The 12283-nt window shown below is 60.0% G+C and carries 8 protein-coding genes; 1 reads left to right on the top strand and 7 read right to left on the bottom strand.

The window, feature by feature from the left end; all coding sequences use genetic code 11:
* The first annotated feature begins 364 nt into the window (after positions 1-364).
* On the top strand, positions 365-2917 hold the full coding sequence (locus QMX88_RS26800) for a sulfite reductase flavoprotein subunit alpha (protein ID WP_282373287.1): 2553 nt from the start codon (positions 365-367) through the stop codon (positions 2915-2917).
* Between the two features lie 259 nt (positions 2918-3176).
* Here the strand turns inward: QMX88_RS26800 and QMX88_RS26795 are convergent, their stop codons facing one another.
* The 7 genes from QMX88_RS26795 to QMX88_RS26765 all read right to left on the bottom strand — a co-directional run bounded on the left by QMX88_RS26795 (position 3177) and on the right by QMX88_RS26765 (position 11969).
* On the bottom strand, positions 3177-4151 hold the full coding sequence (locus QMX88_RS26795) for a peptide ABC transporter ATP-binding protein (RefSeq protein ID WP_108120822.1): 975 nt from the start codon (positions 4149-4151) through the stop codon (positions 3177-3179).
* Positions 4151-5119, bottom strand: coding sequence for an ABC transporter ATP-binding protein (locus tag QMX88_RS26790; protein WP_065990186.1), 969 nt, complete (start codon positions 5117-5119; stop codon positions 4151-4153). The genes QMX88_RS26795 and QMX88_RS26790 overlap by 1 nt, the downstream gene beginning before the upstream one ends.
* A gap of 10 nt (positions 5120-5129) precedes the next feature.
* Positions 5130-6041, bottom strand: a complete 912-nt coding sequence (locus QMX88_RS26785; RefSeq protein ID WP_192170675.1) for an ABC transporter permease subunit — start codon at positions 6039-6041, stop codon at positions 5130-5132.
* A gap of 11 nt (positions 6042-6052) precedes the next feature.
* Positions 6053-7063, bottom strand: a complete 1011-nt coding sequence (locus QMX88_RS26780) for an ABC transporter permease subunit (RefSeq protein ID WP_037012635.1) — start codon at positions 7061-7063, stop codon at positions 6053-6055.
* Between the two features lie 64 nt (positions 7064-7127).
* Positions 7128-8735, bottom strand: a complete 1608-nt coding sequence (locus QMX88_RS26775) for an ABC transporter substrate-binding protein (RefSeq protein ID WP_282373286.1) — start codon at positions 8733-8735, stop codon at positions 7128-7130.
* 95 nt (positions 8736-8830) lie between these two features.
* Positions 8831-10210: an OprD family porin gene (locus QMX88_RS26770; protein WP_282373285.1), complete on the bottom strand. Its 1380-nt coding sequence runs from the start codon at positions 10208-10210 to the stop codon at positions 8831-8833.
* A 157-nt stretch (positions 10211-10367) separates the two neighbouring features.
* Positions 10368-11969 (bottom strand): ABC transporter substrate-binding protein, encoded by a 1602-nt coding sequence (locus QMX88_RS26765; RefSeq protein WP_282373284.1) that lies wholly within the window; start codon positions 11967-11969, stop codon positions 10368-10370.
* Positions 11970-12283 lie beyond the last annotated feature (314 nt).

Raw genomic sequence — 12283 nt, 5'->3', positions numbered from 1 at the left:
GACCTGAGTTCAGTCGCTGAAGATTTCAGCGACTGTGCCGGCCTCTTCGCGAGCAAGCTCGCTCCTACAGGATTCATGTTGGCCGGGCGATCGTGGGATGGAATGTCCGGGCTATCGCCGCGCTGGACCTGTGTGCGAGCTTGCTCGCGAAGGCGGACTATCGACCGCTGGGTATCCAGCGGATGCCCCGGCCTCTTCGCGAGCAGGCTCACTCCTACAGGATTTATGTTGGCCGGGTGAGCGCGGGGTGGCAGGGCAAGCTCGGTCCCCCCCAGGTTTTGCATTAAGAATCAGCCACAGATGAGAATGTATGCCGTTTGTGCGCATAATGCGCGCCGTAGCGGGTGAGTGAGGTGTGAGGGTGTTGAAGAAAGTCCTGTTTCAAGTGCACTGGTTCTTCGGAATCACGGCCGGTCTGGTGCTTGCCCTGATGGGGATCACCGGCGCGCTGTATTCTTTCGAGGACGAAATACTCGACGTGCTCAACCCCAACGTGTTGTTCGTGCAGCCCCAGGAGCATCAACTGTCGCTGGCCGATATGGTCAGCAAGGTCGAAGCCCAGGGCAAAGACACGGTGGCGATGTTCCGTATCGATGTCGACGGCGACAAGGTTGCTCAAGTCTGGTTCAAGCCGCCGCCCGGCCAGCGTCGCGGCGAGATGCACAACTTCAACCCCTACACCGGCGCGTTCACCGAGGACGCTGTAGGCCAGGATTTCTTCGGTTTCATCCTCAACCTGCACCGATTCCTCGCCGCGGGGGAGTACGGCAAGCAAGTCACCGCGGCGTGCACACTGATCCTCGTGTTCTTCTGTCTGTCCGGGCTGTATCTGCGCTGGCCGCGCAAGCCGCTGAACTGGCGCGTCTGGCTGACCATGGACTGGGCGAAGAAGGGACGCAGTTTCAATTGGGACCTGCATTCGGTGTTCGGCACCTGGTGCCTGATCATCTATTTGCTGCTGGCGGTCACCGGGCTGATGTGGTCTTACGACTGGTTCAGCAACGGCATGACCAAGCTGATTGGCGATCCTCCCGTGGCGGGCGAACAGCGCCGTGGCGGAGGGCCACGTCCTGGCCCTGCTTTGAAAGAGGCGCCCAGGGAACTCACGGCTTCGGCCCCGGATTACGACGCCATCTGGCAGACCATCCAGAGCGCCGCCGGACCGGACCTCAAGACCTACAACCTGCGCATGCCCCAGGCACCGGGCCAGATGGCGACGGTGTTTTACCTCCTTAAAACAGCGCCGCACCCCCGTGCCTTGAACCAGATCAGCCTCGACCCGGCCGATGGCTCCCTCAAGGCGGTGTCGCGTTACACAGAGAAAAGCCTCGGCGCGCAGCTGTTAATCAGCAACTACGCCCTGCACACCGGCAGCTACTTCGGCCTGATCGGGCGCATCGTCGTGACCGTGGCCGCGTTGTTGATGCCGCTGTTTTTCATCACCGGCTGGCTGCTCTACCTCGACCGCCGACGCAAGAAGCGCGAGATCCGCAATGCGCGCGGTGAAGTGTCGACGACGACGGGCGAGCAGGGCGCGGCGTGGCTGATCGGCTTTGCCAGCCAGAGCGGGTTCGCCGAGCAACTCGCCTGGCAGACGGCCGGCCAGCTGCAAACTGCCGGGGTGCCGGTGAAGGTGCAGCGGCTGGCCGACATCACCGAGCAGGACCTGCACCAGAGCCGCAACGCGTTGTTCGTGGTCAGCACCTTCGGCGACGGCGAGGCACCGGACAGCGCCCGTGGCTTCGAGCGCAAGGTGCTGGGCCGGCCGCTGGCGCTGGACAATCTCAACTACGCGGTGCTTGGGCTGGGCGATCGCCAGTACCAACAGTTCTGCGGTTTCGCTCAGCGGCTGCACGGCTGGCTGGCGGAGCGCGGCGGACACACGCTGTTCGCGCCGGTTGAAGTGGACAGCGGCGACGGTGCAGCGCTGCAACACTGGCAACAGCAGTTGGGCGAGCTGACAGGCTCGACGCCGACGACCGTCTGGCAAGCGCCCGAGTATCGGAACTGGACGCTGGTGGCTCGGGAATGGCTGAACCCCGGAAGCGTGGGTTCGAAAGTGTTCTTGCTGGGACTGACGTGTGAGTCGGCGGCTGATTGGGAGGCCGGCGATCTGGTTGAGATATTGCCGCGTAACCCGGCATCTGCGGTCGAGCAGTTCCTGTCCGGGTTGGGCATTGCTGCTGACACCCAGGTCACCGTCGACGGCTTGAGCGAGACCCTCGGCCAGGCCTTGTGCTCGCGACAGCTGCCGATCAACCGCAGTCATCTGGTGGGCTTGCACGCCCAGGCGTTGGTCGATGCGCTGGTGCCATTGGCCATGCGCGAGTATTCAATCGCCTCGGTTCCCGAGGACGGTGTGTTGCAGCTGATCGTGCGTCAGGAGCTGCACCCCGATGGCAGCCTTGGGCTGTGTTCGGGCTGGTTGACCGAGCATGTCGCCGTGGGCGGCGCCGTCAGCGTGCGGGTGCGTCGCAACAGTGGTTTCCATCTGCCTGCCGAGCCTGCGCCGATGATTCTGATTGGTAACGGCACCGGACTGGCAGGCCTGCGCAGCTTGCTCAAGGCGCGCGTCGTTTCGGGTGAGCAACGCAACTGGGTGCTGTTTGGCGAGCGAAACAGGGACCACGATTTCCATTGCGCGTACGAACTTAACGGCTGGCTGGCGAGTGGCGATCTGGCGCGTATGGACCTGGCGTTTTCCCGGGATCAGGCTGAAAAAATCTATGTGCAGGATCGGCTGCGTGAGGCGGCTGATGAGCTGCGTCACTGGCTGGCCGAGGGCGCTGTGATTTACATCTGCGGCAGTTTGGAAGGCATGGCGGCTGGCGTGGATGAAACGTTGAACGCTCTGCTGGGTGAGGATGCGGTGCGGGAGTTGATCGAGCAGGGGCGGTATCGGCGGGATGTTTACTAACTCGACTGATGATGGATTTGTGGGAGCGAGCTTGCTCGCGAAGAGGCCTCAACATCCGCTAAATCTTCAGCGGTTGAAATGCCGTATTCGTGAGCAAGCTCACTCCCACAGGGACTGTGTTTGCTGCGCGAGTTCCGTTTATCCGTGATGAGGTGGACGCCACGAATGGCAACGGCGGCGATGATGTAAACGTCATAATCAAAGCCACAAAAAAAGGCCGTTGCGCTCACACGCAACGGCCTTTTTTATGACTCAACCATCACGCCACAAACTGTTCCGCGTAATGGCAGGCAACCTGACGGTTGTCGACCCAACGCAGCTCCGGCACTTCGACGGCGCAGCGCTCAGTCGCGTACGGGCAGCGCTTGTGGAACGCGCAGCCTGACGGCGGGTTCAGCGGGTTGGGCAGCTCGCCGACGATTTTTATCTTCGGCTTCGACGGGTCCGGGTGGATTGTCGGAGTCGCAGACAGCAGCGCCTGGGTGTACGGGTGCAGCGGACGGTTATAGATCTCGTCCTTCGGACCCATCTCGGCCGGGCGACCGAGGTACATCACCAACACCGTGTCGGCGACGTGACGCACCACCGCCAGGTTGTGGGAGATGAACACGTAACCGGTGTTGAACTCTTGTTGCAGATCCATGAACAGGTTCAGCACCTGGGCCTGAATCGACACGTCGAGCGCGGAAGTCGGTTCGTCCGCCACCAGCACTTTAGGCTGCAGCATCATCGCCCGCGCCAGCGCGATACGTTGACGCTGACCGCCGGAGAACATGTGCGGGTAGCGCTGATAGTGCTCGGGACGCAGACCGACCTGGGCCATCATTGCCTGCACTTTCTCGCGGCGTTCGGCGGCGGAAAGACTGGTATTGATCAGCAGCGGCTCGCCCAGTTGATCACCGACTTTCTGCCGCGGATTGAGCGATGCATACGGGCTCTGGAACACCATCTGCACGTCTTTGCGCAGCTGTTTGCGTTGTGCCTTGGTCGCGCCGGTGACTTCCTGGCCGGCGATTTTCAACGAACCCGAAGAGGGCTCTTCGATCAGCGTCAGCGCGCGGGCCAGTGTCGACTTGCCGCAGCCGGACTCGCCGACCACCGCCAGGGTCTTGCCGGCTTCGAGTTCGAACGACACGCCGTTGAGCGCGCGCACGGTTGCATGGGGCTTGAACAGCCCACGGGACACATCGTAGTGACGAGTAAGGTCACGAGCGGTCAGTACGATTTCGCTCATCACGCCACCTCCTGATTCAGCGGAAAGAAGCAACGCGCCAGGCTATGGGCTTTCGGGTCTAGGCCCGGGCGTTGCTGGCGGCATTTGTCCTGGACGTACGGGCAGCGCGGCGAGAGCAGGCAGCCACTTGGACGGTCGTAGCGACCCGGAACGATACCCGGCAGCGTCGACAGGCGCGCGGCGCCCATGCTGTGCTCGGGAATCGCCGCCAGCAACGCTTCGCTGTACGGGTGCGCCGGGACGTCGAACAGCCCCGGCACCTGACCCACTTCCACGGCTTGACCGGCATACATCACGCAAACCCGCTGAGCGGTTTCAGCTACCACGGCGAGGTCGTGCGTAATGAGCACCAGCGCCATGTCCTGCTCTTTTTGCAGGGCCAGCAGCAGGTCCATGATCTGCGCCTGAATGGTCACGTCCAGCGCGGTGGTCGGTTCGTCGGCGATCAGCAGCTTCGGCTCGCCGGCGATGGCCATGGCGATCGCGACGCGCTGGCTCATGCCGCCCGACAGTTGGTGCGGGTAGGCGTCCAGACGCTGTGCGGCGCCCGGGATTTCCACCTTCTGCAACAGCTCCAGTGCGCGCTGATGGGCCGCACGCCCCGACAGACCCAGATGCTGCTTGAGCACTTCCTTGATCTGGAAGCCCACGGTGTAGCTTGGGTTCAGCGCGGTCATCGGGTCCTGGAAGACCATCGACATGTCTTTGCCGACGATCTTGCGACGCTGGCGCGCATTGAGCGTGAGCATGTCCTTGCCGTCGAAGACCAGGGCGTCGGCGGTAACGATGCCGGGGTGCTCGATCAGGCCCATGAGCGCCATCATGGTCACGGATTTACCCGAACCCGATTCGCCCACGATAGCCAGTACTTCGCCTTTGTCGACGGCCAGATCCAGGCCGTCGACCACCGGGGTGGCCGTGGCATCGCCAAAGCGCACGTTGAGGTTCTTGATGTTTAAAAGAGACATTCGGACGTCCTCAGGCGGCGTTCTTGAGTTTCGGGTCCAGCGCATCGCGCAGACCGTCGCCCATCAGGTTGATTGCCAGCACGCTGAGCAAAATGGTCAGACCCGGGAGGCTGACCACCCACCAGGCGCGTTCGATGTAGTCGCGGGCCGAAGCTAGCATGGTGCCCCACTCAGGCGTCGGCGGTTGTACACCCAGACCCAGGAAGCCCAGCGCCGCAGCGTCGAGGATCGCCGAGGAGAAACTCAAAGTGGCCTGAACGATCAGCGGCGCCATGCAGTTGGGCAGCACGGTGATGAACATCAGGCGCGGCAGCGTTGCGCCGGCCAGACGCGCGGCGGTCACGTAGTCACGGTTCAGCTCGCCCATGACGGCTGCACGGGTCAGACGTACGTAGGACGGCAGCGAAACGATGGCAATGGCAATGACGGTGTTGATCAGGCCAGGGCCGAGGATCGCGACGATGGCCACAGCCAGCAGCAGCGATGGCAGTGCCAGCATGATGTCCATCAGACGCATGATGGTCGGGCCGAGGATTTTCGGGAAGAAACCGGCCAGCAGACCCATGAGGATCCCCGGAATCAGCGACATCACCACCGACGACAGACCGATCAGCAGCGACAGGCGCGAACCCTGGATCAGACGCGACAGCAGGTCACGGCCCAGTTCATCGGTGCCCAGCAGGAACTGCCATTGGCCGCCTTCCAGCCAGACCGGCGGGGTCAGCAGGAAATCGCGGTATTGCTCGCTCGGATCATGGGGGGCAACCCACGGCGCGAACAGGGCGCAGAACACGATCACCAGCATGAACACCAGACCGGCGACGGCGCCTTTGTTCTTGGAAAAGTGCTGCCAGAACTCTTTGTAAACGGACGGGTAGAGCAGGCTTTGATCGACTGCTGCTACGGGAGTAGGAGTGCTCATAAAAAGGGATCTCAGCGCTGATGACGAATGCGTGGGTTGGCAAAGCCGTAGAGGATGTCCACCACGAAGTTGACCAGAATCACCAGGCAGGCGATTAGCAGGATGCCGTTTTGCACGACAGGGTAGTCACGGGCGCCGATGGCTTCGATCAGCCACTTGCCGATGCCCGGCCAGGAGAAGATCGTTTCGGTCAGCACCGCACCGGCCAGCAGCGTGCCCACTTGCAGACCGAATACGGTCAGCACCGGGATCAGCGCGTTGCGCAGGCCGTGAACGAACACCACGCGAGCCGGCGACAGACCCTTGGCGCGCGCAGTGCGCACGTAGTCTTCACGCAGGACTTCGAGCATCGAGGAGCGTGTCATCCGGGCGATGACCGCCAGCGGAATGGTGCCCAGCACGATGGCCGGCAGAATCAGGTGACGCAGGGCGTCCATGAACGAACCTTCTTCGTCGCTGAGCAGGGTGTCGATCAGCATGAAACCGGTTCTGGGGGGAATGTCGTAGAGCAGGTCGATACGTCCCGATACCGGGGTCCAGCCCAGGGATACCGAGAAGAACATGATCAGGATCAGGCCCCACCAGAAGATCGGCATCGAGTACCCCGCCAGGGAAATACCCATGACCCCATGGTCGAACAGGGACCCTCGCTTCAGTGCCGCAATGACACCGGCCAGCAGACCGAGAATGCCTGCGAAGATCAGCGCCGCAATCGACAGTTCCAGTGTTGCCGGGAACAGCGAAGTGAATTCGGACCACACGCTCGTGCGCGTACGCAGCGATTCGCCCAGGTCGCCATGGGCGAGCTTGCCGACGTAATCGATGTATTGCGCATAAAGGGGTTTGTTCAGGCCAAGACGTTCCATGGCTTGGGCGTGCATTTCCGGATCGACCCGGCGTTCACCCATCATGACTTCGACAGGGTCGCCAGGAATCAGGCGAATCAGGGCGAAGGTCAGCAAGGTGATGCCGAAGAAGGTGGGTATGAGCAACCCCACTCGGCGAGCGATAAAACTAAACATCTTCTCGTGTACCTCATCAGGTACCGGCGGGTCTCTGGGTAGCAGAGCCCGCCGGATTCTTCTTCTACTTCACTTGGGTGGTAGCGAAGTTATTAGTGGTGAGAGGGCTGATGTGGTAACCCTCCACGTTATTGCGCATTGCAGTGAACATTTTGGTATGGGCCATGCTGATCCATGGCAGATCCTGGTTGAAGATCACTTGAGCCTGCTCGTAAAGCGAAGCGCGTTCGGCCGGATCGGTTTTTTCCCGTGCCTGATCGATCAACGTCTGGAACTTCTGATTACACCAGCGCGAGTAGTTCTCGCCGTTTTTGGCGGCCTCGCAACTGAGCAGTGGAGTCAGGAAGTTATCAGGGTCGCCATTGTCACCTGACCAGCCCGCCGACACCATGTCGTGTTCGCCGTTTTTGGCACGTTTGAGCATTTCGCCCCATTCCATGACGCGTATATCTAACTTAATGCCGACTTTGGCCAGATCGGCCTGCATCATTTGTGCGCCGAGCATCGGGTTCGGATTGGTCGGCCCGCCGCCGTTGCGCGTGAACAGGGTCAGTACGGTGCCTTCCGGAACGCCGGCTTCCTTGAGCAGGGCGCGGGCCTTGTCCAGGTCGTGGGTAGGGTTTTTCAGGTCTTTGTTGTAACCCAGCAGCGTGTCCGGGTACGGGTTCACGGCAACGGTGGCGTTGCCCTTACCGAACAGGGCGTTGACGTACGCCTCTTTGTCAAACGCGATCTCGATCGCCTTACGCACCCGCACGTCGCTGATGTATTTGTGCGTGGTGTTCATGGCGATGTACGCGGTGGTCATCGAGTTCAGTTCATCAACCTTGAGGTTGGGGTCTTTCTTGATGCTCGGGATGTCATCGGGTTTCGGATACAGCGCAACCTGGCACTCGTTGGCCTTGAGCTTCTGCAGGCGCACATTGTTGTCGGTGGCGATGGCGAAGATCAGCGTGTCAGCCGGTGGCTTGCCACGGAAATAATCCGGGTTGGCCTTGAAGCGAACCTGAGCATCCTTGGCGTAGCGCTGGAAGATGAACGGACCGGTGCCGATGGGCTGGCTGTTGAGGTTGTCGGTCTTGTTGGCCTTGAGCAACTGATCGGCGTATTCCGCCGAGTACACCGAGGCAAAGGCCATGGCGACGTCCGCCAGGAACGGCGCTTCGCGGCGGGTCAGGGTGAACTTGACGGTGCTGTCGTCCACTTTCTCGACGTTCTTCAGCAGCTCTTTGAAACCCATGCTCTCGAAGTACGGGTAGCCGACCTGCGACTGTTTGTGCCACGGGTGGTTGGGGTCCAGTTGACGCTGGAAGCTCCAGACCACGTCATCGGCGTTCATGTCGCGGGTCGGTTTGAAGTAGTCGGTGGTGTGAAATTTGACGCCCTTGCGCAGGTGAAACGTGTAGGTCAGGCCGTCATCGCTGATCTCCCACGTGTCGGCCAATGCCGGGACGATTTCCGTGGTGCCTGGCTTGAAATCCACCAGACGGTTGTAAATGGTTTCCGCCGACGCATCGGCGGTCACGGCCGTGGTGTAGAGCGCCGTGTCGAAACCTTCCGGGCTGGCTTCGGTGCAGACCACCAGAGGCTTGGCCGATACGCCGACCGCGACGCTGAATACCGCCAGTGCGATCGCGCTGCGCAATGTTGCGAGTTTGAATGTCGATTTCAAGTAACGCACTCCGCAAGTGATGAAGCCATAAGTGAGTCGGTATCGGGCCACGAAGTTCGGTAAACCGCACCTTGAGGCCCGATCGATCGTGCTGATTACATAATGTTGAATGGAATCGTGGTCACCAGACGGAACTCGTTGATGTTGCCGTCAGCCTGGTTGGCGCTCGCGCGGTGAGTGGTGTAGGTCGCACGCATGGTCGAGGCCTTCAGCGGGCCGGACTGCAGGGTGTACGACGAGCCAACACCGTATTCGTAGTGGGTTTCGCCGTCCATGCCGCGGACATCGTAAGCGGTGCCTTTGTAATGGGTACCGTCGATGTCGAAACCGCGCGCCTGATAGATGTTGAACTTCAGGCCTGGCACGCCGTAGTCGGCCATGTTCAGCAGGTAGCTCAGCTGAACCGACTTCTCGTTCGGGCCGTTGAAGTCCGAGAGCAGGGAGTTGGCCAGGAAGATGGCGTTGGTGTCGTGGACGTAGTCGAAGTAGGTGTCGCCTTCGACTTCCTGGTACGCAACGCTGAAGCTGTGCGCCTTGTGAGTGGCGGTCAACGACAGGCTGTACGTGTCGTTGTCGATCTCGCCCATCTTCTTCTGACCGGAATCCTTGGTCTTGTAGTAGTTCAGGTTGGTGCTCAGGCCCAGTACATCAGGGTCACCCAGTTCGTGGGTGAAAGCGAAGTAGTACTGATGCCAGAAGTCTTCGACGTTGGAGGCGTAGAAGCTGGTGGTCAGGCTCTTGAACGGCTTGTAATCCACGCCCGCCATGTCAACGCGATCGGCGGTGGCGGTGTTGTTGGTGTACTCGGAACGGAACTTGGTCAGGCTCTGCTCGGTACGTGGCGATACGCGGTCGAAGCTGCCGGCCTGGATCGAGATGTTGTTGAACTCTTCGCTCAGAATGCTCACACCTTCGAAGCTCGAAGGCAGCGCACGGTTGCCGATGTAAGCCAGCACCGGGGTGTTCATCGACTGACGGCCGGCGGTCAGGGTCGTGTTGGAAACGCGCGCCTTGATGTTGCCCAGGCCCAACTTGCTCCACTGTCCAACAGGGTCGCCGTTGTTCTCGGTCAGCGTACGGTTGGCGCCGCCCATCAGATCGTCCTTGTCACGGTCCAGCGCAACGGCGTTGTAGACCGCCATTTGCGTGGCGAAGCCGACAGTGCCCTGGGTGAAGCCCGAACTGTAGTCAACGATGGTGCCCTGAACCCAGTTGATCCGGCGCGGGTCGCTGTCGACGACGACGCCGTTCTCGCTGCGGCGGAACTCGCCGCCACGACGCAACAGTTCGTTGGCGTACCAGTCCTTGGTCGAACCGGTCAGTTTCGAGTCTTCCAGGAATCCCTTGGCTTCGCCCTGGAGGTTGCTGGTGGCCAGTGTGGTCGGAACGAATTCCTGACTGGTCGGCTCTGCCTGGGCCGCGACGCTGAGGGCGAGGACGGATAAGGCGAATACAGCGGTGCTGGCTTTTTTCACGTTTTGAAGCTCCCGATTGCTGCTTTTTTAGAGGCGGGCTTTTTATGGTGTAGCCCGCTCGGTGGTGCGGCCTCATGGCCATTTTTCTGCCTATCCGGCTAAACGCGGATAAAGCAATGCCAAAGGGTGTGATTGCGCCCCCAGGCATGTTTTTGAATCAGTCGGCGATGCTGACGCCCGAGAAGTTGTTGCGGTTGAACGGACTCACCAGAAAACCCTGCACTTCCTTACGCAGCGGCTGGATCACCGTCGAGTGGGCAATCGGCGTAATGGGGACCTGTTCTTTCAGGTAATGCTGCGCCTGTTTGTACAGCGCAATGCGCTGATCCTTGTTGGTGTTCGAGACAGCGGCCTTGACCAGTGCGTCGTATTTTTCGTCGCACCACATCGAGTAATTGTTGCCGCCGATGGACGCGCAGCTGTACAGCGTGCCCATCCAGTTGTCCGGGTCGCCGTTGTCACCGGTCCAGCCGATCAGCGAAATGTCGTGCTCGCCGTTCTTGCTGCGCTTGAGGTATTCGCCCCACTCGTAACTGACGATGGTCGCCTTGATGCCCACCTTGGCCCAGTCGGCCTGAAGCATCTGGGCCATCAGCTTGGCGTTGGGGTTGTAGGGGCGCTGAACCGGCATGGCCCAGAGGGTCAGTTCGGTGCCTTCCTTGACGCCGGCGGCGCGCAGCAACTCGCGGGCTTTTTCCGGGTTGTAAGGCGCGTCCTTAACCGTATCGTCGTAGGACCACTGCGTCGGTGGCATGGAGTTCTGGGCCAGTTGCCCGGCGCCTTGGTACACCGCAGCGATGATTGCTTGTTTATCCACCGCCATGTCCAGCGCCTGGCGGACCTGCAAGTTGTCCAGCGGGGCGTGGCGTACGTTGTAGGAGATGTAGCCGAGGTTGAAACCGGGCTTTTTAATGACCTGCAGGTTTTTGTCTGCTTCGATGGACTCAACGTCTGCCGGGCGCGGATTCAGCGTGACCTGACATTCATTCTTCTTGAGTTTTTGAATGCGCACCGACGCATCTGTATTGATCGCAAAGATCAACTGATCAATCTTGACCCGACTCGGGTCCCAGAACGCTTTGTTTTTCACGTAGCGAATCTGCGAATCTTTTTGATAGCGCTGAAACACAAACGGGCCGGTGCCAATAGGCGCCTGGTTAATATCGCGCACATCACCCGTCGCCATCAGTTTGTCTGCATATTCAGCAGACAGGATTGATGCGAAGTTCATGGAAACGTTCTGGATGAATGCCGCATCGACTTTGTTGAGCGTGAACACGACGGTCATCGGATCGGTCTTTTCCACCGACTTGATGTTCTTGTCCAGGCCCATGCTGGTGAAGAACGGAAACTCCGTCGGATAAGCAACGCGGAACGGATGGTCTTTGTGCAACATGCGATTGACCGTGAATAAGACGTCGTCGGCATTGAAATCGCGCGTGGGCGTGAAGGTCTTGTTGCTGTGGAATTTGACGCCTTCGCGCAGATGGAACGTGTAGGTCAGGTTGTCAGGGGAGATGTCCCAGCTCGTTGCGAGAGCGGGTACGACGGTGGTCTCGCCTCTGGCGAACTCGGCGAGACGGTTGTAGATCGGCTCGGCGGCATCGTTGTCAGTGCCGGAGGTGTACTGACCGATATCAAACCCGGCCGGGCTGCCTTCCGAACAGAAGACCAGGCTTTTGCTGGCAGCCTGAACGCCAGGCGTCATAGCCAGAAGCCCTGCGGCAATAAGTGATGGCATAACGATATTCGAACGCATGATATTCCTTATCGTAAGAAGCGCATTAAATGCGAATGCCTGCGCGATCCATGGCAATTGTTTGCGCAAATGGACAGTCAACGCCCGGATACATCTCACTGTTCAAGATAAACAACGGACAATATTGGCGGCTTGTCAGAAGGTATGTCTCTGGCGCCACACAGTCCATAGTTACGCGTGCTTCAAAGTTTGTAGGAAAAGTGCTTATCGTTAGTAGGCAAGGACTGTAAGCAAGTCGCTACTCATCTAACGATAGTCAATTTCATTTAACGATCGTGCACATGACAACGCGGTCGCGTTGCCCTGAGGCAACG

The sequence above is a fragment of the Pseudomonas sp. PS02290 genome (assembly GCF_029960075.1).
In the GTDB taxonomy this organism is placed as follows: domain Bacteria; phylum Pseudomonadota; class Gammaproteobacteria; order Pseudomonadales; family Pseudomonadaceae; genus Aquipseudomonas.
Note: the sequence above shows the minus strand (reverse complement) of the source record. Positions and strands in the feature narration are given on the sequence as shown.

What these genes read in the sequence shown, in the direction of transcription:
- QMX88_RS26795 (WP_108120822.1), bottom strand. Translation starts at nt 4,151, where the DNA reads ATGAGCGAAATCGTACTGACCGCTCGTGACCTTACTCGTCACTACGAT.
- QMX88_RS26765 (WP_282373284.1), bottom strand. Translation starts at nt 11,969, where the DNA reads ATGCGTTCGAATATCGTTATGCCATCACTTATTGCCGCAGGGCTTCTG.
- QMX88_RS26785 (WP_192170675.1), bottom strand. Translation starts at nt 6,041, where the DNA reads ATGAGCACTCCTACTCCCGTAGCAGCAGTCGATCAAAGCCTGCTCTAC.
- QMX88_RS26780 (WP_037012635.1), bottom strand. Translation starts at nt 7,063, where the DNA reads ATGTTTAGTTTTATCGCTCGCCGAGTGGGGTTGCTCATACCCACCTTC.
- QMX88_RS26790 (WP_065990186.1), bottom strand. Translation starts at nt 5,119, where the DNA reads ATGTCTCTTTTAAACATCAAGAACCTCAACGTGCGCTTTGGCGATGCC.